Origin of the sequence: Microbacterium immunditiarum (assembly GCF_013409785.1) — a bacterium.
GTDB classification, from domain to species: Bacteria; Actinomycetota; Actinomycetes; order Actinomycetales; family Microbacteriaceae; genus Microbacterium; species Microbacterium immunditiarum.
On record NZ_JACCBV010000001.1, the window covers coordinates 3,731,130 to 3,751,352 of the forward strand.

Annotated in this window: 18 protein-coding genes; 4 read left to right on the forward strand and 14 right to left on the reverse strand. The window is 71.6% G+C overall.

Annotation, left to right across the window (positions count from 1 at the left end; translation table 11 throughout):
* Positions 1-92: 92 nt before the first annotated feature.
* The 4 genes from BJ991_RS17320 to BJ991_RS17335 are packed head-to-tail and all read right to left on the reverse strand — an operon-like array spanning position 93 to position 5,661.
* Positions 93-2,459 carry a beta-xylosidase/alpha-l-arabinosidase gene (locus tag BJ991_RS17320; RefSeq protein ID WP_179492039.1) on the reverse strand — a complete coding sequence of 789 codons (2,367 nt, stop codon included), beginning with the start codon at positions 2,457-2,459 and terminating at the stop codon, positions 93-95.
* Entirely contained in the window at positions 2,456-3,322 is an 867-nt protein-coding gene (locus tag BJ991_RS17325) for a carbohydrate ABC transporter permease (RefSeq protein ID WP_179492041.1), read from the reverse strand. Before BJ991_RS17325 ends, BJ991_RS17320 begins: the two co-directional genes overlap by 4 nt.
* Before the next feature lies 1 nt (position 3,323).
* Complete coding sequence (locus BJ991_RS17330) at positions 3,324-4,310, reverse strand: carbohydrate ABC transporter permease (RefSeq protein ID WP_179492043.1); 987 nt, start codon at positions 4,308-4,310, stop codon at positions 3,324-3,326.
* Positions 4,311-4,329: 19 nt separating this feature from the next.
* Complete coding sequence (locus tag BJ991_RS17335; protein ID WP_179492045.1) at positions 4,330-5,661, reverse strand: extracellular solute-binding protein; 1,332 nt, start codon at positions 5,659-5,661, stop codon at positions 4,330-4,332.
* 143 nt (positions 5,662-5,804) lie between these two features.
* Between BJ991_RS17335 and BJ991_RS17340 the strand changes: the two genes are divergently transcribed.
* Positions 5,805-7,010, forward strand: coding sequence for an ROK family protein (locus BJ991_RS17340; RefSeq protein ID WP_179492047.1), 1,206 nt, complete (start codon positions 5,805-5,807; stop codon positions 7,008-7,010).
* A 111-nt stretch (positions 7,011-7,121) separates the two neighbouring features.
* Positions 7,122-7,523 (forward strand): DUF7882 family protein, encoded by a 402-nt coding sequence (locus BJ991_RS17345; protein WP_246301127.1) that lies wholly within the window; start codon positions 7,122-7,124, stop codon positions 7,521-7,523.
* A 48-nt stretch (positions 7,524-7,571) separates the two neighbouring features.
* Here BJ991_RS17345 and BJ991_RS17350 read toward each other — a convergent pair whose 3' ends face one another.
* From BJ991_RS17350 to BJ991_RS17395, 10 genes are all read right to left on the reverse strand, one after another.
* Complete coding sequence (locus tag BJ991_RS17350) at positions 7,572-7,889, reverse strand: DUF7882 family protein (protein WP_179492049.1); 318 nt, start codon at positions 7,887-7,889, stop codon at positions 7,572-7,574.
* A gap of 101 nt (positions 7,890-7,990) precedes the next feature.
* A complete protein-coding gene (locus BJ991_RS17355) occupies positions 7,991-8,617 on the reverse strand; it encodes an alkylhydroperoxidase domain protein (RefSeq protein ID WP_179492051.1) in 627 nt (208 codons plus the stop codon).
* Positions 8,614-9,213, reverse strand: a complete 600-nt coding sequence (locus tag BJ991_RS17360; protein ID WP_179492053.1) for a CMD domain protein — start codon at positions 9,211-9,213, stop codon at positions 8,614-8,616. Before BJ991_RS17360 ends, BJ991_RS17355 begins: the two co-directional genes overlap by 4 nt.
* Positions 9,210-10,262, reverse strand: a complete 1,053-nt coding sequence (locus BJ991_RS17365; RefSeq protein ID WP_179492055.1) for a putative FMN-dependent luciferase-like monooxygenase — start codon at positions 10,260-10,262, stop codon at positions 9,210-9,212. The genes BJ991_RS17360 and BJ991_RS17365 overlap by 4 nt, the downstream gene beginning before the upstream one ends.
* Positions 10,259-11,887, reverse strand: a complete 1,629-nt coding sequence (locus BJ991_RS17370) for a dipeptide ABC transporter ATP-binding protein (RefSeq protein ID WP_179492057.1) — start codon at positions 11,885-11,887, stop codon at positions 10,259-10,261. Before BJ991_RS17370 ends, BJ991_RS17365 begins: the two co-directional genes overlap by 4 nt.
* Positions 11,884-12,837 carry an ABC transporter permease gene (locus tag BJ991_RS17375; RefSeq protein ID WP_179492059.1) on the reverse strand — a complete coding sequence of 318 codons (954 nt, stop codon included), beginning with the start codon at positions 12,835-12,837 and terminating at the stop codon, positions 11,884-11,886. The genes BJ991_RS17370 and BJ991_RS17375 overlap by 4 nt, the downstream gene beginning before the upstream one ends.
* Entirely contained in the window at positions 12,834-13,826 is a 993-nt protein-coding gene (locus tag BJ991_RS17380) for an ABC transporter permease (protein WP_179492061.1), read from the reverse strand. Before BJ991_RS17380 ends, BJ991_RS17375 begins: the two co-directional genes overlap by 4 nt.
* Before the next feature lie 18 nt (positions 13,827-13,844).
* A complete protein-coding gene (locus BJ991_RS17385; RefSeq protein ID WP_179492078.1) occupies positions 13,845-15,476 on the reverse strand; it encodes a TIGR04028 family ABC transporter substrate-binding protein in 1,632 nt (543 codons plus the stop codon).
* 400 nt (positions 15,477-15,876) lie between these two features.
* Positions 15,877-17,292 (reverse strand): NtaA/DmoA family FMN-dependent monooxygenase, encoded by a 1,416-nt coding sequence (locus BJ991_RS17390; RefSeq protein ID WP_179492084.1) that lies wholly within the window; start codon positions 17,290-17,292, stop codon positions 15,877-15,879.
* Complete coding sequence (locus BJ991_RS17395; protein ID WP_179492085.1) at positions 17,289-18,146, reverse strand: sulfurtransferase; 858 nt, start codon at positions 18,144-18,146, stop codon at positions 17,289-17,291. Before BJ991_RS17395 ends, BJ991_RS17390 begins: the two co-directional genes overlap by 4 nt.
* Positions 18,147-18,231: 85 nt before the next feature.
* On the opposite strand from BJ991_RS17395, the gene BJ991_RS17400 reads away from it, so the two are divergent.
* Positions 18,232-18,927 (forward strand): SDR family oxidoreductase, encoded by a 696-nt coding sequence (locus BJ991_RS17400; protein ID WP_179492086.1) that lies wholly within the window; start codon positions 18,232-18,234, stop codon positions 18,925-18,927.
* 109 nt (positions 18,928-19,036) lie between these two features.
* On the forward strand, positions 19,037-20,191 hold the full coding sequence (locus tag BJ991_RS17405) for a zinc-binding dehydrogenase (protein ID WP_179492087.1): 1,155 nt from the start codon (positions 19,037-19,039) through the stop codon (positions 20,189-20,191).
* Positions 20,192-20,223 lie beyond the last annotated feature (32 nt).

The window sequence follows — 20,223 nt, forward strand, 5'->3', positions numbered from 1 at the left end:
GCGCCCCGCACTCTCGTGCGCGGAACGCCCGCACCGACGCAGAGAGGGCGCGAGCGGTGAACCGCTCGCGCCCCTGCGCTCCCTGTGGTCGGTCAGGCGTCGGGCAGCACCGTGACCGTCGCGTGCAGGGCGCGGGTGTGGTCGACGACCCGGGTGTCGCCCACGACGCGGACGGTGCGCGACGCGACGAGTTCCGAGCTCGACCGGCCGAACGACAGCACGAGGTCGCCCGGCTCGACGATGCGGCGTCCGTCGACCCCGGTGAAGGAGGTGATGTCGGCGGGCACGTCGAACGACACCCGCGCGCGCTCGCCGGCCGCGAGCGGCACGCGCGCGTAGGCGATGAGCCGCTGGACCGGGCGCACGACCGACGCCACGGGGTCGTGCAGGTAGAGCTGCACGACCTCCACGCCGTCACGGTCACCCGCGTTGCCGAGGTGGATCGACACCGTCACCGTGCCGTCGACCGGCAGGTCGGGGGCGGATGCCGCGGCATCCGACCACACGAACGGCGAGTAGCCGAGCCCATGGCCGAACGCGAACGCCGGCGAGGGGTCGATGTTCGAGACGCCGCTCTTGCGCGCGAGCGTCGCGGCGAGGTACGTCGACGGCTGCGCGCCGGCGTCGGCCGGGATGCTCACGGGCAGGCGCCCGCTCGGGTTGACGCGGCCCGACAGCACACGGGCGATCGCGGGCGTGCCCTCCTCGCCGGCGAAGAACGCTGCGACGATGGCGGCCGCGCGATCGACGGCGGAGCCCAGCGCGTAAGGCCGCCCCGCGAGCAGCGTCGCGATCGTCGGCGTTCCCGTCTCGATCACGGCGTCGAGCAGGTCCTGCTGGGCTCCGGGGAGGCTCAGGTCGGCCGCGTCGCAGCCCTCGCCGCTCGTGCCCCGGCCGAACAGCCCGGCGCGGTCGCCGAGGGCGACGATGGCGACGTCGGCTCCGCGGACGGCCTCGAGCGCTTCGCCGAAGTCTCGTTCGCCACCGTCGACGCTCGTGCCCTGCACGTACGTGATCTCGGCGTCGGGGAACTCGGCGCGCAGCGACTCGAGCAGGGTCGGGAGCTCGATGCCGTCCCCGAAGTCGGGGTGGTGGATGCCCACGTGCAGCGGGAACGAGTAGCAGCCGAGCACCGCGTACGGGTCGTCGCCGTTCGGGCCCACGAGGGCGATCCGCTTCGGGGAGCGCAGCGGCAGCGTCCCGTCGTTGCTGAGCAGCACGATGGCCCGCTCGGCGACTTCGCGCGCGAGCGCGCGGTTCTCGGCCGGGTCGAGGTCGACCGAGCCGCGCACCTCGTCGGCCATCGCGTCCTCGCGCCCGTGGAGCACAGGCGGGACGAACCCGGCCTCGCCGTCGAGCAGACCCAGGTCGATCTTCTGCGCGAGCACGCGTCGCAGGGCGCGGTCGATGAGCGCCTCGGGCACGACGCCGTCGCGCACTGCGGCGACGAGATCGGGGCCGAAGGTCTTGCGACCGGGGAGCTCGACGTCGATGCCCGCCTCGAGCGCCTGGTGCGCCGCGTCGGTCCAGTCCGCGGCGGTGCCGTGCTGGGTCACGAGGAACGCGATCGCGAAGTAGTCCGCGACGACGGTTCCCTCGAAGCCCCACGTGTCGCGCAGGAGACCCGTGAGCAGCGACTCGTCCGCCGCCGACGGCACGCCGTCGATGTCGGTGTACGAGTTCATGACGCTGCGCACGCCGCTCTCGCGGATCGCCATCTCGAACGGGGGCAGGATCACGTCGGCGAGCTCGCGCCGGCCGATCGACACGGGAGCGAGGTTGCGGCCCGCCTTCGAGGCCGAGTAGCCGGCGAAGTGCTTGAGCGTCGCGACGACGCCCGCCGACTCGAGCCCCTTGATGTAGGCCGTCGCGGTCGTGCCGACGAGGTACGGGTCCTCGCCGATCGTCTCTTCCACGCGGCCCCACCGGGCGTCGCGCACGACGTCGAGCACGGGGGCGAGACCCTGGTGCACGCCCATCTTGCGCATGTCCGCGCCTATCCGAGCCCCCATCCGCTCGACGAGGTCGGGCGACCACGCGGCGCCCCACGAGAGCGGCACCGGGTAGGCGGTCGCGCCCCACGCGGCGAAGCCCGCGAGGCACTCCTCGTGCGCGAGGGCGGGGATGCCCAGGCGCGACTCCGACACGATGCGCTGCTGCGTGCGCAGGAGCGACACGGCGCCGGCGGCCGGATCGACCGGAACCGTGCCGTACGTGCGCGTGAGCTGCCCGAGCCCGAGCGGAGCGATGTCGGCGAGATCGACGTCCTCGGTCATCTCGTTCTGGTTGGGCGCGACCTCGGCCCCGTCGTTCGACGCGGCGATCCAGATGCCGTACAGCTGGGCGATCTTCTCCTCGAGGGTCAGCGCACCGACCAGCGCGTCGACACGCTGGTCGACGGGCAACGTCGAGTCACGCCACACCTCGGTCACGGCCTCGGTCGAGGCATCCGTCGTCATCCCTTCACCGCCCCCTGAAGACCGCCGACGATTCGCTTCTCGGCGAGTGTGAAGAACAGGATCGCTGGAAGCATCGCGAGCGAGGTATATGCGAGCACGCCCGTCGTGTCCTGCCCGTAGGCCGTCGAGAAGAACTGCACGCCGAGCGGCAGCGTGTAGTCCTCGGGGCGCGCACCGCCCGCCTGCAGCACGAACAGCGGCAGGAGGTAGGCGTTCCAGCTGCCGACGAAGGCGAGGACGCCGACCGTCATGAGACCGGGCATCGACAGCGGCAGCATGATGCGCCAGAAGAACCCGATGCGCGTCGTGCCGTCGACCACCGCCGCGTCTTCGAGCTCGCCCGGGATGGCACGCAGGAAGGGCACGAGGATGATGATCGTCGTCGGCAGGGCGAACGCGACCTGCGGGATGATGAGCCCCCACCACGATCCGAAGAGGTTGAGCTGACGCAGCAGGACGGTCAGCGGAAGGATCGAGATCGTGAGCGGGAACAGCAGCCCCGTCGTGAACAGCGCATAGAGGAAGTTGCGGCCGCGGAAGTCGTAGCGCGCGATCACGAACGCCGCCATGACGCCCAGGAGCATGACGCCGAGCGTCGTGCCGAGGGCGGTGACGGTGCTCGCGAGCACCTGGTTCCAGAACCGCGGATCGCCGAGGATTCGCGCGTAGTTGTCGAACACCCACGGGTTCGGGAGCCCCGCCGGGTCGGCGAAGAAGTCGGGGTTCGTGCGGAAGCCGGCGATCGCGACGTACAGGACAGGCCCGATCGCGATGGCTGCGACCACGAGCGCCACGACGTAGACGATCGGCTGGCTCCAGTCGATGCCGCGCTTGCCCGCGCGGTGCTGCAGTGCGGCGGTCATGTCAGCGCACCCCCGTCGTGAGGGCGCCCTGCAGGTCGCGGCGCAGCGCGAAGCGCTGGTAGAGCAGGGCGACGATGAGCGAGATGAGGAAGAGCACGACCGCGACGGCGCTGCCGTATCCGATCTGCGTCACGTTGAGGCCGTATTCGACCATGTACACCGCCATCGTGGAGGAAGCATGGAGAGGTCCGCCGCCGGTGACGATCCACACGAGGTCGAACAGCTGCAACGAACCGATGATCGACAGGAACGCCCAGATGCGGATGGTGGGTCCGAGCAGCGGCACGGTGATGTGCCACTGGGTCTTCCACCAGCCGGCGCCATCGAGGGCGGCGGCTTCGTAGAGGTCTTCGGGGATGCCCGCCAGGCCGGCGAGCATGAGGATGATCGCGAGGCCGAGGTACTTCCACGTGAGGATGCCGAACATCGTCCACATGACGACGCTCGGGTCGGCCAGCCAGGCCGGAGGGTTCTCGATCCCGATCATTCGCAGCCACGTGTCGATGGGGCCGTACCGGGTCGGCGGGACCGACTGGAGCATGATCTGCCACGCGAGACCGGCGGTCACCTCGCTGAGCACGTAGGGCACGAAGATGAGCGCGCGAAGCAGCCCGCGGAAGCGCAGTCGCCGGTTCATGAGGAGCGCGACGAGGATCGCGAGCGGCCCCTGGATGAGCAGCGACAGGAAGAGGATGAAGAAGTTGTTGCCCACCGAGCGGTGGAACACCGGGTCGGTCAGAAGCCGGGCGTAGTTGTCGAAGCCGATGAAGCGTTCGAGGGGTCCGAGGCCGTTCCAGTTGAAGAAGCTGTAGTACGCGGCCAGGACCACGGGGAGGAGGACGAAGACGAGGTAGACGAGAACCGCCGGTCCTGCGAACAGGGTGACCTCACCCCACTGGCGCCTGCGGGCGCGCGCGGAGCGCTTCCTGGTCCCGACGGGGGCCGGGCCCGCGTCAAGCGCGGGCCCGGCCTCGTTGATTGCGGTCATGAGGTGCGGTGTCGCCTTACTACAGGGTCGCGGCCGCGTCGTTCATCGCCTGAGGAACGTCCTCGGGCGTGCCGTTGCCGAACATCAGGTTGACGATGGCGTCGTTCATCGCCTTGCCGATGACGGGACCGTACTGCGTGTCGAGCCACGTGACCACCAGCTCGGCGTTGACCGTGCCCTCGGCGATCTGCTTGAGCACCGGGTCGGTGATGCCGGCCTCGGCGCCCGCGACCGTCGGGATCTCGCCGGTGGCGGCGAAGCGGGTCTGCACGTCGACGCTGGAGATGTACTCGAGGAGGTCGAGCGTCTGGTCCGGCGCGTCGACGTAGACGCCCCATGCGTCACCCGAGCCGAGCGCGGCGCCGGGAGCGCCCGCGGCGCCCTCGATGTCGGGCACGGGCATCCACGCGAGCCACTCGGGCGCGGGCGGGTTGTCGGCCGGGGCGCCCGGGACGAGCTTCGCGGTCTCGCCGCGGTGCCACGTGCCCATGAGCTCCATCGCGGTCTGCTGCGCGGCGAGCAGGCCCGCCGAGCTGTTCGGCACGCTCTGTGCCGGGGTGCTGGTCGGGTTCTGCTGGAACGGCAGGTCGCCGTCGAACTCGTCCATCCACGCCTTGAGGTTCTCGCCCGCTTCGACGAAGCACTCGTCGTCGAAGGTCAGCGTCTCGGCGGCCTCCTTGAGCGCGTCCTCGGAGCACGTCTTGATCGCGAACTGGTACCACCAGTGGGCGGCCGGCCAGCCGTCGCCCGCGCCGACGCCGATGGGAGCGACGCCGCTGTCGGCGAGCTTGTTGATCGCCTCGCTGAACTCGGTGAACGTGGTCGGCGTCTCGGTGATGCCCGCCTGCTCGAACAGGTCGGCGTTGTACCAGATGCCCTCGATGCCGAAGCGGTAGGGGATGCCGTACTGCTTGCCGTCGACGTTCCAGCCGGTGCCGGCGCCGCCGATCGAGTCGACGACCTCGGTCAGCTCGCTGAGGTCCTTGAGGTAACCGGCCTCGACCTGCGACTTGATCTCACCCTCGGCCCAGACCATGAACAGGTCGGGAGCTGCGTCGCCACCGGCCTGCAGTGCGTTGGGGATGAGGGTGCGCTGGAGCTCCTCGTTCTGGAACGCCTGGACGTCCACGTTGACTCCGGGGTTGTCGGCCTCGAACTCGGCGGCGACCTCCTCCCAGAAGGACTTCAGCGGCTCACCGGTGCCGTTGTGCCACCACGTGATGGTCACCTCGTCGCCGTTCCCGTCGTTGTCGGTGCCTCCGCCGCCGGCCGCACAGCCGGCGAGGGCGCCGATCGCCAGGCCGGTCGCGGCGACGCCCGCGGCGAACCGCAACGTGCTGCGTGTGTTCATCTTCGAACCTCTCGAAAGTTTCGACGGTGATGTCGAAAGTGATCTGGACGGCTCAAGGATAGAAGTAGGCGGATTTCGAGTCAAGCCCAACATATTCGCGCGTGGAGGCGCTCGATCACGCCGACCGCCCCTACAGTGGTCAGGTGGCCGACCGCTCAGGCACCGTCGAAGGGGTGCGACGCGCGAATCTCGCGCGCGTGCTGCAGTTCGCGCACCTCGAGCGCGCTCTCTCCCGGTCGCGGCTGACCGCTCTCACGGGGCTCAACCGCTCCACCGTCGCCGACCTCGTCGCCGAGCTGACGACGCTCGGCCTCACGATCGAGCGAGCGCCCGACCCGTCCCGTCGCGTGGGCCGTCCCTCTCCCGTCGTCGCCCCCGATCCGCGCGTCATCGCGATCGCGGCGAACCCCGAGGTCGATGCGCTCACGATGGCCGCCGTCGGGCTCGACGGCGGGATCCCGGCACGCCGGCGCATCGACGTGGACAACCTCATGTCGCCCGAAGAGGCGGCCCGCCTCATCGCCGAGGTCGCGGACGAGTGGCGCGGCACGGTCCTGCGTGACGCGCGCGTCGTCGCGGCGGGCGTCGCGGTGCCCGGGCTCGTGCGCGCCGCCGACGGCCTCGTGCGCATCGCGCCGCACCTCGGCTGGCGCGAGGCCCCGGTCCGCACCCTCGTCGAGGAGGCGACGGGGCTGCCCACGGCGGTGGGCAACGACGCGTCGCTCGGCGCGATGGCCGAGCACCTGTTCGGGGCCGGCCGCGGCATCGACGACCTGGTCTACCTCAACGGCGGCGCGAGCGGCATCGGCGGCGGTCTCATCGTGCACGGCTTCCCCGTCGCGGGCACGGCGGGCTACGCCGGCGAGTTCGGGCAGAACCGCCCCGGCATCCTCTCCCCCGCCGATCGCCGCGCCGCCGACGGCGTCCTCGAGGACGAGGTGAGCCGCGCGCGGCTGCTGGCCGCCGTGGGGCTCTCGGGCGCGGACGAGCCGACGCTCGCTGCGGCGATCTTCGCGTCGGATGCGCCGGATGTCGCCGCCGAGCTCGCCCGTCAGCGACACATCCTCGCGACTGCGCTCGCCAACGCGGTGAACGTGCTCAATCCGGCGGTGGTCGTTCTGGGAGGATTCCTCGCCACGATCGCCGACAGCGACCCGGCGGCGCTCGACGAATCGGTGCGCGCGCAGTGCATGCCGGCATCCGCCGAAGACCTGGAGATCCGCACCGCGGTGCTCGCCGAGGACCGCCTTCTCATCGGCGCGGCGGAGGCCGCCTTCGGCGACCTTCTGCGCGACCCGATTGCGGGCGACGTCACGGGTGGTCAGGTGCGCGCGGCCACGGCGTCCTGAGCACGGTCCTCGTTCGCACCGGTGCCCACATTGTGGACAGCGCGCGAGCATGCATGCTCATCAGGTGAAATCTTTCACCTGATGGGTGTTTCGGCACCTTAAGGTGAACGCATGGGCACGATCTACTACGGCGGCGCCGGCACACCGATCCACATCGAAGACCGCGCCCTGGCGCACTTGAAGGTCGTCATCGCGACGAAGCTGCGCCGCAACGAGAGCTTCACCGTCTCGTGGAAGCACCCTGAGGGCGAGCCGCGCGGCCGCACCACGCTCTGGCTGCACCCTTCGATCCCGCTGCGGTTCGTGTTCGACGACCCCGAGCCGGCGCAGCTGAGCCGCGAGTGGATCGAGGAGCTCGCGAACTCGGCGAACTCGTCCGGCGGCATCATGCTCGTGGCCGAGCACTTCGACGCGGCCGCCGTGCCTGCAGTGTCGGAATCCGAGCCCGACGGGGACTCGAGCACCTCCCCCGCGCCCGAGGTCAAGCCCGAGCAGTCGCGCAGCCACGTCTGAGGGCTCCGCGCCGCCGGGTGGATCGGCCGGGCCGGGCGGCGAGCCGGGTCAGCCCTCTTCGACGACCGGGTCGTCGGCGGGTTCGGGGACGATCGTGAGTCCGTTGGGCCCGCTCGCGGCCTGCATGAGGTCTTCCACCCACATGCGGTTGATGCGCGGCTGACGGCCGCCGTAGAAGTGGAACTGCATGGGGACCGACGGGTGCATCCAGAAGCTCCGGCGGCCGCTGCCGTCACCCATGTCGACGTCGAACATGAACGCCTCGGACCGGCGCAGCTTGTTCATCACGACGATGCGCAGATGTGCGAGAGTGCGGTCCTCGATCTCGACCGAGTTTCCCGACGCGTCATAGATGAACCTGCCCATGCCAGGAGCATAGGCGCGGTTCGGCGCGCACGCGAAACGCGACGCGACACGACACGCCCGGGACGGCGGGCCGGTGCCGCCCCGGACGTGATCGTTCGCTGTCAGGCCTGGTCGGGCGGTGCGACGGGCCGTCCGAGCGACAGCATGAGCCGGTTCGCCCAGTTGAAGAACGCCGCCCCGTGGATGACATCGGCGATCTCGAGCTCGTCGAGCCCGGTTGCGCGCAAGCGCGTGACGTGAGCCGGCCCGAAGGCGATCGGCGTCGCCGTGAGGGCGGCCGCGGCATCCGTGATCGCGTCCCAGCGCTCACCGAGGTCAGCCTTCACGCCGTCCGCGAGGAGCGCGTCGACGAATTCGGGGCTCTTCGAGAAGTGCGCGGCGAAGCGGGCGTGCACGGATGCGCAGAAGACGCAGCCGTTGACGCGCGACGCCGCCGCGGCCGCGAGCTCGCGCTCGGCCCGCGGGAGGCCCTGGGCGGTGTTGTAGAAGATGTCCTTGTCGACGAGCGTGCGCGCCCGCAGGATCTCGGGGTCGCGCGCGAGCAGCCGGAAGTAGTCGCTCGACGCGCGCGCTCGATCGACGAGTCCGTCGTAGTGCCGGTCGGTGAGCTCATCGACGGGCAGCGGCTCCAGCCACGGCAGCCAGCCGACCTCGCCGCGAGTGAACGCGTGCGGATGCGGCTCGTCGTACGTGAACGTCTGGACCTGGGTGGCGACGGTCTCGCTCATGCGCCCACCTCCTCGAGCACGCGGAGTCCCGCGACGACGCGCTGCTGGAACGCGAGGAACGCGACCAGCTGCGACAGGGTGACGATGCCCGACACGGTCCATCCCGCGTCGAGCAGGCGCTGGAGCGCGGCATCCGCCGCCTCGCGCGGCCGGTAGACGAGCAGGTGCGTGTGCTCGAGCGCCGCCGCGAGCCGGTCGCCGAGCTGGGTGCGCGCACCCTCGGCCACCGAGAACCGCCGGCCGTCGGCGCTCTCGCCGACGAGCCCCTCCTCCCGGTACCGCCCGAACGGACCGGCCGTGCCCGCCTCAGCGACCAGCGAGGCGATGACGGATGCCGCACCGGCGTCGGCATCCGCGGCGCGCTCGGCGTAAAGGTCGGCCGTGGCATCCGCCCCGGTCAGTCCCGTCGCGAACGCCGCGACGAGCAGGCGCTCGGTCAGGCTGAACTCGGCGTCGTCGACGGGATCGAAGAGGGCGTCGTAGCTGGCCTGCAGCTGTTCGCGCGTGACGGGGCGGATGCTGCGGACGGCGGCGACGACGCCGTCGGGCGCCGCGCCCGTGAGGGTGTCGACGACGTCGACGGTGGGAGTGGTCATGCGGTCTCCTTTCCGAGAGATCCTTCGAGGGCGGATGCCAGGCTGCTGTCGCTCGTCGCCCAGCCGAGCTTCGGGGCGACCTCGGTCGCGAACAGCTCGATCGAGCGCAGGACGAAGTCGTGCGGGGCGTCGACCGAGTGCACCTGGAACGCGATCTCCGTCGCGCGTTCGAGCGTCCCGTCAGTCCCGAGCGAGGCGACGACCTCGTCAGGCGTGCCGAGGTGCGTGTCGAGCGCGACGATCAGCTCGTCGAGCGAGTCGCCCGGGATCGTCTGGCCCGCCCGTCGGAAGCCCTCGGCCGCGCGGCGCAGGCCGACCTCGGCGAAGCGCAGCGCGTCGGCGCGGTCGTCGGCGACGAACACCGTGCGCGAAGCGGTGACGCGGGGCGCGGCGCCCGGCGGGAGCGCTTCGAGGTACGCGTCGACGATGGGCTGCTGGATCGCGGCGAGCGACGCGTGCAGGTCGTCGGCGGGGCGCGGCTGCGTGCGGGAGAGGAGCAGGCCGTGGCCGTGGACCCCGGCGCGGGTGCCGCCCGCTGCCGAGAAGGTGGCCTGCCACATGCGGGCACCCAGGGTTCCGGCACCCGGGTACAGCGTGTTGCCGCCGCCGATGTCGTCTCCCTCGAGCGCGGCCAGCAGCGTGCGCAGCTTCTCGTCGTACACCGCCGCCTTCTCCGAGACGTGGAGGCCGAAAGGCGTGAACGACGACGGCGTGCCGCCGCTGCCGAGACCGAGGTCGATGCGGCCGCCCGACAGGAGGTCCGCGACGACCGCGTCCTCGGCGACCCGCACCGGGTCTTCGAGCGGCAGCGTCACGACGCCGGTCCCGAGCCGGATCTCGCTCGTGGCCGCCGCCGCGTGGGCGAGGAAGACGAACGGCGACGGCAGCCCGCCCTCCGCCGCGCGGAAGTGGTGCTGCGCGACCCACGCGCGCTGGATGCCGAAGCGCTCCGCGTGGCGGATCTGGTCGGTCGCGAGGCGATAGCGCTCGGCGGGCGGCGCGTCGTCGAGGAGCCTCGTGAAGAAGACGAGAGTGGGGGCGGTGGTCAAGCCGCGACCTCCGTTCGTCCGGGCACGGCTGCGAGCAGCTCGCGCGTGTAGTCATGGGTGGGGTTCGCGAAGAGGTCCTCGGTCGCGCCCTGCTCGACGACACGGCCGCGGCGCATGACCGACACCGTGTGGCTGATGCGACGGACGACCGCGAGATCGTGTGAGATGAACAGGTACGTGAGGCCGAGCTCCTGCTGCAGGGACTCGAGCAGCTCGAGGATGCGCGCCTGCACCGTGACGTCGAGCGCCGAGACCGCCTCGTCGAGCACGACGACGTCGGGGCGGATCGCGAGCGCCCGCGCGATCGCGACGCGCTGGCGCTGCCCTCCCGAGAGCTCCCGCGGCGTGCGGTCGAGCACATCGCGGGGCAGCGCGACGCGGTCGATGAGCTCGCCGGCGCGCGCGGCGCGGTCGGCGCGGCATCCCTCTCGGAAGTTGTGCAGCGGCTCCGCCACGATCTGCGCGATGCTCTGGCGCGGATCGAGCGACGAGAAGGGGTTCTGGTACACGAGCTGGATGCGACGGCGCAGTTCCCGCACCTCGGAGCGCGACAGCCCGGCGACGTCGGTGCCGTCGAGGTCGATGGTGCCGGCATCCGGATGCAGGAACCGCGTGATGAGCCGCGCGGTCGTCGTCTTCCCTGAGCCCGACTCGCCCACGAGCGCGTGCGTCGTGCCGCGGCGCACGCGGAACGACACGTCGTCTACGGCGCGGAACGGCTCGCGCCCGCGCACGGCGAACTCCTTCACGAGGCCGGTCGCCGTGATCGCGTACGGGTTCTCGGCCGCCGCAGCGGACGCGTCGCGCAGGAAGAGCGGTGCGGGCGGGCGCCGGAATCCCGTTGCGAGCGCGGGCGCGTCGGCGAGGAGCTGCCCTGTGTACACGTCACGCGGACCCGCGAGGATCTCGTCCGCCGGGCCTTCCTCGACGACGCGGCCGTCCTTGAGCACGACGATCCGCTGCGCGCGGTCGGCGGCGACGCCGAGGTCGTGCGTCACGAGCAGCACCGACGTCCCCTCTTCGCGGCGCAGGTCGTCGATGAGGTCCAGGACGCGGCGCTGCACGGTCGCGTCGAGTGCGCTCGTGGGCTCGTCCGCGATGATGAGCCGCGGCCGCAGGGCGATCGCCGTCGCGATGAGCACGCGCTGCCGCATGCCGCCCGACAGCTCGTGCGGGTACTGCCTAGCCCGCAGCGCCGGGTCGTCGAGCCCGACGCGCTCGAGCAGCTCGAGCACGCGCGCCCTCACGACGCGCGAGTCGCGCTCGCCGTGCACACGGAGGATCTCGCCGACCTGCACGCCGATCGGACGCACCGGGTCGAGCGACGCCACGGGGTCCTGGGGCACGAGCCCGACGCTCACGCCGCGCACCGAGCGCAGGCGCCGCGACGACCATCCGGCGATGTCGACCCCGCCGAGTTGCACGGCACCGCCGTCGACCCGGCCGCCCTCGGGCAGCAGTCCGATGAGCGCGTGCGCGGTCGTGGACTTGCCCGACCCGGACTCGCCCACGAGCGCGAGGACCTCGCCCTCGGCGACGTCGAACCCCACGCCGTGGACGACCTCCCGGCGGCCGGCGCTGGTTGCATACGAGACGCGCAGCCCTTCGATGCTGAGCACCGTCATCGCGAGCTCCTTCCGAGCGACTGGCTGATGCGGTTCGCGCTCAGCACGACGACGAGCACGACGAGACCGGGGAGCGTCGTGAGCCACCACGCGGTCGCCACGTAGTTGCGGCCCTCGGCGATGAGCAGCCCCCACTCGGGCGTCGGCGGCGGTGCGCCGTAGCCGAGGAAGCCGAGGGTCGAGATCGCGAGGATCGCCGTGCCGAACTGCAGCGCCGCGAGGCCGATCACCGCCGTGAGCGAGTTCGGCAGCACGTGCCGGCGCAGCACCGAGATGAACGTGCCCCCGCTGCCGAACGCGGCCTCGACGTAGTCGCTGCGCCGCACGCGCACGACCTCGGAGCGCGACAGCCTCGCGAACGACGCGACGCTCACGACGCCCACCGCGATCGCGGCGTTCACCGTGCCGAAGCCGAGCAGGATGATCACCGACAGCATGAGCAGCAGCCCGGGGATCGACAGCAGCACGTCGACGATCCGCATGAGGATGTCGTCGACGATGCCGCCCACCGACCCGGCGACGACTCCGATGAGCGTGCCCGCCGCGAGGCCCACCGTCACCGCGATGAGCGCCCCCGACAGCGAGTGCACCGCACCGTAGACGACGCCCGCGTAGAGGTCGCGGCCGATCGCATCCGTGCCGAACCAGTGCTCGAGGCTCGGCGGCTGCAGCTTCTCGGCCGGCACGCCGTCGATCGGGTCGTACCCGGTGAACGCCCACGGGACGAGCGCCCACAGCACGGCGATCACGACGACCGCGACAGCGAGCACGAGCGTCCACGAGGGGCGACGCTCTCGGGCGAACAGGCGCGCAATCGACGAGCGCCGGCTCGGGCGGCCGGGCTCGGCTGTGGCATCCGTCTCGATCGGGTCGGTGAGAACGCCGGATGCCTCGTCGCGCGCCGCAGACCGGACAGCGTCGATCTCGGGGGGAAGGACGGGAGCGGTCATGCGGATGCCTCCACCGGCGTCGGGGTGGACTCGGGCACTGCCGTGCCGGCGTTCGCGCGGCGCGAGCCGGAGCGCAGTCGCGGGTCGAGCACGGGGTACAGCAGGTCGACCGCCAGGTTCACGACGATGAACGTGAACGCCGCCAGCACGACGATGCCCTGCAGCACCGGGATGTCCTGGTTCGCGACCGCCTGCTCGGTGACGCGCCCGATCCCGGGTCGGCCGAACACAGTCTCGGTCACGACCGCGCCGCCGACGAGCTCGCCGAACAGCACGCCTGCGATCGTGAGCGTCGGGAGGATCGCGTTGCGGGCGACCGACGTGAACAGCACGCGCGACTCGGACGCGCCCTTCGCGCGGACGACCGTCACGAACGGCTGCAGCCGCACCTCGTCGACCGAGCGGATGAGGATCTGCGCGAGCGGTGCGGAGATCGGCACCGCGAGCGTGAGCACCGGCAGGATCAGGCCGACGACGGGGTCGGCGCCGACGATGGGCACCCACCCGAGTCCGAACGAGAACACCTGGATGAGCAGGATGCCGAGCCAGAACACCGGGATCGAGACGAAAACCCCCGGGATCGCCTGCAGTCCGCGGCGCAGCCACCCGAACGGCGACAGGGTCGACAGGAACGCGATCGCGACCGCGAGGATCACCGCGACGAGGAACCCGATGCCCGCGAGCGCGACCGTCGAGGGCAGCGCCTCGCCGATCAGCTCGAGCACTCCCGTGCCGTACTGCGTCGAGTACCCGAACTCGCCGCGCAGGTAGCCCGCGAGCGTCGTGAGGTACTGCTGCCACCACGGGGTGTCGACGCCGTAGTTGATCCGGATCTGCTGGATCTGCTCCGCCGAGAGCCCCAGCTCGGGGTTGTCGTAGCGGATGAGGATCGCGTCCCCCGGCAGCAGCTGGAGCAGCAGGAAGGTGACCGTGTAGGCCGCGATCAGGACGATCGCGGCCTGCCCGGCCCGTCTCAACGCGTAGCGCATCGGCTCAGCCCCTGCGACCTACTTGTCGAGCCACACGTCGTAGAACAGCGGCCGGCCGACCGACTCGTACTCGACGCCGTGCACGTACGGTGCCGTGCCGTACACCTGCGGCTCCTCGAACAGCGGGATCACGTACGCCTGCTCGGCGAGGTAGTCCTGCACCGCCTGCGAGGACTCGACGCGCTTGGCGGGGTCGGGCTCGGAGGCCACGACCTCGAGCAGCCGGTCGAGCTCCGCGTCGTCCGACAGGAGCGTGTTGCGATTCTCCGTGTGGAACTGGCTCTTGATGACGTCGAAGTCCGCGCGGCCGACCATCGAGTGGTAGAGCGGGGTCTTGACGGGGTCCTTGATGTCCTCGGCGTAGGTGCCGGCATCCGCCGACTTCACGTTCAGCTCGACGCCGATCTTCTTCAGCTGCTGAGCGACCAGCTCGAGCGTCTGCTTCGACAGCGGCTGCGGCTTCGCCTCGTAGACCGTGAGCGACAGGCGCTGCCCGTCCTTCTCGCGGATGCCGTCGGAGCCCGCCTCCCAGCCCGCCTCGTCGAGGAGCTCCTGCGCCCTCTCGGGGTCGTACTCGTAGAACGACGATTCGTCCTTGTAGCCCAGCGCCGTCGAGCTCAGCGCCGACGTCGCCTTCGGGTAGTTCGCGGTGAAGATCGTGTCCACGACCTCCTGTGCGTCGACGCCCGCGACGATCGCCTGCCGCACGCGCACGTCGCTCAGCAGCGGGTTCGTGAAGCGCAGGCCGATCGAGTTGTTGACGCCGCGCGTCTGCGGCGCGTGCAACTCGAAGCCCGCCGACTCGACGCGCGCCTCGTCGAACGCCTGCACATACCGGATGTAGTCCGCCTGGCCCGCGAGGAGCGATCCGATTCGCACGGAGTCCTCGGGCGCCACGATCAGGTGGATCCCGTCGAGGTACGCACGACCCTGGTGCTCGAAGCTCGGCGGCGCCCAGTCGTAGTCCTCGCGCGCCTCGAACGTGAGCTCGGTGCCGAGCCTCTCGTCGGTGATCACGAACGGCCCCGAGCCGACGATCTCCGTCGCGTTGCCTGCGCCGAACTCCTCCAGCGACAGGTCGAGCGTTTCGGGCGACAGCAGCCCCGAGTTGATGGTCGACGTCGCCTGCAGGAAGCCGGGCGCCGGCGCCGAGAAGCGGAACGTCACCGTGTCCTCGTCGACGACCTGGCTCGACTCGTAGTTGTTGATCGCCTCGGAGACCGTCAGCCCGAGGCCCGGGTTCCCCAGCCCGTAGGTGTCGAAGTTCTTCGCGACGGCCGCCGCGTCGATCGGCGTGCCGTCCGAGAACGTCGCCTCGCCGCGCAGGTCGAACGTGTATTCGGTCGCGTCCTCGTTCACCGTCCACTCGGTCGCGATCCACGGCTCGATCTCGAGCGTCTCGGGGTTCTGCCACGTCAGGCGCGCCGTGATGTTGTTCACGACGCCGCCGTTCGGGTAGAACCCGGCCTGAGGCGGGTACAGGTTCGTGAAGGTCTGGTGCTCGAGGTAGGTCAGGGTGCCGCCGGTGACCGGGTCGCCGGCGGGCGCACCCGAGCCGCTCGGAGCGCTGCTCGACGCGCACGACGCGAGGGTGGCCGCGGTGGCGACCGCGGCGAGTGCAGCGACGGCGCGAATAGCGGGACGGGACATGTCGGGTCTCCTGGAATCGGGGATGGAAGGGGAAGGCTGGCGCCACGCTACGCACCTCCCGATGGGCGTTGCCGAGTGTGACGACACGGCCCGTCACCGCTCGAAAGAGGCGGTCACACGTGGTCATATGCGGTAATGCGGATGCCGCGCCCGGGTCGCTCGGACCCGGTCGCTGAGCGAGTCGAAGCGTCGTCGGATGCTCCGTGGGGCCGCTGCGCGGGGTGCCCCTTCGGCGGGGACATTCCCCCGCCGTCCTTCGGTCGGCTCCCGCCGAACCCGATGCCAGCCCCCCGAAGGGGCACCCCGCTCCGCTCACGCGAATCGCGGGGAACGGGTGACCCATCCCCGGACGCTGAGCGAGCGCTGCGCGACGAAGCGTACGTCGGTGGAGCGGCCTCGCTCAGGGACCGACGGAGGAAGCGGATCGCTCGACCGGCGCATGAGCCGGCCGCGGGCCAGCCAACCCGAGCCGCTCCCGCAGCGTGTCGCCCTGACGACCGAGCAGCCCCCGCCGCCGCAACTCGGGCACTGCGAGCACGGTGAACGCCTCGAACTGATCCGGCTGGAAGGCCGACAGTACGTTGAACCCGTCCGCCGCGCGCTCGTCGCTCCAGCGCTCGAAGTGATCCGCGACGGTCGACGCATCTCCTACGACGAACGCAGCCGGAACGGCATGCGCCGCGATGAGGTGCCGCCACGTCACGGGGACCTCTCCCCCGACCCGGCGACCCGTCCGCTGCTCGACGAGCGCAAGCGTGCGCGCAGCGGCCTCGCCGAAGCGCGCCGCGGCGACGGCGTCCACCGGCTCATCGACACCCGCCCCGCGTGAAGGGTCGTCGGGCGCGAGCTCGGCCGCGTCGAGGAAGGCCGCGAGCGAGCGGTTGGCGGGGAAGCCGGGCCGCTCGACGTGCGGCGACTCGCCGTCGTCGATCGGCACGAGCAGCAGCAGTCGATCCACGATCGCGTGGGCCGCGGCATCCGTCTCTGCGACGACCGGAAGGACCGGCGCTATCACCTTGATGTCGTCGGGCGAGCGGCCCGCCGCGGACGCGGCCGCCCGCAGCACCGCACGCGTCTCACGCGCGGAGTGCAGATCGGGCGACGCGATGAGCGCGAGGTCCGCCTCGGTGGCGGCGAGCGCCCGCGAGCGATCGGACGTGCCCGCGTGAACGATCGGCGGATGCACCTGCGGCGGCCGCGCGACGTTGAGCGGGCCTTCGACCCGCACATGCTCGCCGCGGAACCCGGGCCCGCGCAGCCCGTTCTCGTCGATGAGCGTGCCGGTGAGGCGGTCGGCGATCCACGCGTCCTCGTCCCACGACTCCCACAGGAGGCGCAGGGCGCGCACGAACTCCTCGGCGCGGTCGTAGCGGGTCGCGTTGTCGGCGTGCGCGTCGCGACCGTGGTTCGCCGCCGCGCGCGGCTCCGCTCCCGTCACGAGGTTGACGCCGGCGCGTCCACCCGTGAGCAGGTCGAGCGACGCGGTCGCGCGGGCCGTGGCATACGGATCCGCATAGGTCGTGTTGACGGTCGCGATCAGTCCGATGCGCTCGGTGATCCCCGCGAGGTAGAGCACCGCGCTCACGGGGTCGATGCGCGCAAGCAGGTACGGGTCGCGGAACTCGAGGTCGGGACCGGTCGCGAGCCAGTCGCCGAAGAAGAGGTAGTCGAGCCCGGCGTCCTCGCCGAGTCGCGCGATGCGGCGGAGGATCGGGGCATCCGCCTGCGGGTCGGCGTGCGCGCCGGGGTGCCGCCAGCCCGACGGATACGCGCCGAGCGTGCGCACCATCGCGCCGACGATGAGCGGCTCGGTCATGACGGCACCACCTCCGCGGCGGGCGTGCGTCCGACGGCGACGAGCCGCCCGCGCGTGTTCGACCATTGGCTCCACGAGCCCGGGTACACAGTCACGTCGATGCCCGCGACGGCGCCCGCGAGCGCGGTGTGCGTCGCGGCGATCCCCGACCCGCAGTACGCCGCGACCGGCACTCCCTCGGTCGCCCCGACGGATGCGAACGCCGCCCGCAGCTCGTCGGGCGAGCGGAACCTCCCGCCGTGCACGTGCACCGTCGTCGGCAGGTTCACGGCGCCGGGGATGTGGCCGCCCACCGGGTCGATCGGCTCCGTGTCGCCGCGGTAGCGCTCGGGCGCCCGCACGTCGAGGAGCGTGCCGCGCCACGGCCAGTCCTCCACGTCGTCGATGGCGGCGACCGCAGCCTCGTCGAGCTCGTCGAGCTGGATCGTCCCCCTCCGCGGCTGCACGTCTCCGGTCTGGAGGGGCAGTCCCTCGGCGATCCACGCGCGCAGGCCGCCGTCGAGCACGCGGACGGACGGCACGCCCGATCGGGTCAGCAACCACCACGCTCGCGCGGCGGCGACGGCGTGGAGGTCGTCGTACACCACGACGTGGTCGCCCGCCCGCAGGCCCCAGCGCCGTGCGGCCTGTTCGAGCTGACCGCGCGGGGGCAGCGGATGCCTCCCCTCACGCGGATCGCCGCGAAGGGCGAGCTCGTGCTCGAGGTCGACGTAGACCGCACCGGGGAGGTGCCCGTCGAGGTAGGCGGGCCGGCCTTCCGGTTCGTCGAGACGCCAGCGGACGTCGAGGAGGCGCACGTGGGGATCGCGGCGCAGCAGCGTGTCGAGCTCAGCGGGGGAGATGAGCGGGGCCATGTCGTCATGGTCACCCGCTCGGTGAGGGCCCGGCTCCATATGACGACACACGATGCAACACGGCGACATGAGGGAGGATGGCAGGATGACTCGGACCCACGTGCTCACCGGCGCCGGCTCGGGGATCGGCGAGGCGATCGCCCGCCGCCTCGCAGGCCGCGGCGATCGGCTCGTCCTCGTCGCGCGCGACGCCGACCGGGCGGCGGAGCTCGCCGGGCGGCTCGAGGGCGCCGTCACGATCGCGGCCGATCTGCGGCATCCGGAATCGCTCGCCGCCGCCGTCGCCGACGCGAACCTTCCCGATCGCATCGACTCGGTCATCCACGCGGCGGGCATCGTCGATCTCGGCACGGTCGCCGAGCTGTCTGTCCAGACATGGACCGAGCAGCTCGCAGTGAACCTCGTCGCTCCCGCCGAACTCACGCGCCTTCTGCTGCCGGCGCTGCGTGCCGCGAAGGGGCAGGTCATCCTCGTGAACTCGGGTGCGGGGCTGTCGGCGCACCCCGAGTGGTCGGCGTACGCCGCGTCGAAGCACGGGCTCAAGGCGCTCGCAGACGCCTTGCGCGGCGAGGAGGGGCCGCGCGGCATCCGTGTCACGACCGTGTACCCCGGTCGCACCGCGACTCCCATGCAGGAGCGCGTCCACGAGCAGGAAGGGCGCGAATACGACGCGAGCGCGTTCATCGATCCGGAGTCCGTCGCGACCGCGGTGCTCACCGCGCTCGACCTGCCGCGCGATGCCGTGATCAGCGACCTCACGGTGCGCCCCGGACCCCGCTGACCGCCCGCCGACCGCGCTTTCCATCGAGCGACACGACCGGTTGCCGACCGCTGCCGCCACACGCATCCTGGACCGCAGCCCCGAGGAACATCCGACAGAGGAGTCGCCGATGACCCAGCCCGCCTCGCCCGCGCTTCCCGAGACGCTTCCCCGCACGATGAAGGCCGCCGTCCTGCGCGACGACCGCCCGACGCTGGAGGTGGTCGAGATCCCGGTGCCCCGGCCGCGGCGCGGTGAGGCGCTCGTGAAGGTGCGTGCGTGCGGCGTGTGCCACACCGACCTGCACGTCATCAAGAGCGAGGTCGCCTTCCCGCGTCCCGCGGTGCTCGGCCACGAGATCAGCGGCACGATCGTCGAGATCGGCGACGGCACGACGGATGCCGCGCTCGAGGTCGGCGACGAGGTCGTGGGCGCGTTCATCATGCCGTGCACCGAGTGCGACGCGTGCCGCCGCGGACGCGACGACCTGTGCGCGAACTTCTTCGGACAGAACCGCCTGCGCGGAACGCTCTACGACGGCGAGAGCCGCCTCTCGCTGCCGGACGGCTCGTTCCTCGCGATGTACTCGATGGGCGGGCTCGCCGAGTACTCGGTCGTTCCGCTGTCGGCGCTCACTCGCCTGCCCGAGGGGCTCGACCCCGTGACCGCCGCCGTGCTCGGGTGCGCCGCCTTCACCGCCTACGGCGCGGTGCACCGCGCGGGGCATGTCGAGCGCGGCGAGTCGGTCGCCGTGGTGGCGGTCGGCGGAGTCGGCAGCGGTGTGGTGCAGGTCGCCCGCGCCGCCGGCGCCGACCCGATCATCGCGGTCGACGTCTCCGACGAGAAGCTCGAGGCCGCTCGGCGCCTCGGCGCGACGCACGTCGTGAACTCGAGAGACACGGATGCCGCCACTGCCGTCCGCGAGCTCACCGGCGGCCGCGGGGTCGACGTCGCGTTCGAGGCGCTCGGGCATCCGGCGACGTTCGCGCAGGCCGTGCGCACCCTCGCCGACGGCGGTCGCATGGTCGCGATCGGCATCGGTGCGGGCAACGCCGCGGCCGAGGTCGAGATCACGCCGCTCGTGCGCCGCGGCTACACGATCACGGGCTCGTTCGGGGCCCGCACGCGCGAGGACCTCCCCGCCGTCGTCGACCTCGCCGACAAGGGTGGGTTCGACACGGTCGACCTCGTCACGCGACGGTACGACCTCGATGACGCGGATGCCGCGTACCAGGCGCTCTCGCGCGGCGAGATCACCGGGCGCGCGGTGGTCGTGATGGCGTAGGCGCTACGGCCGGCGCACGGCGGGTGGCGGCG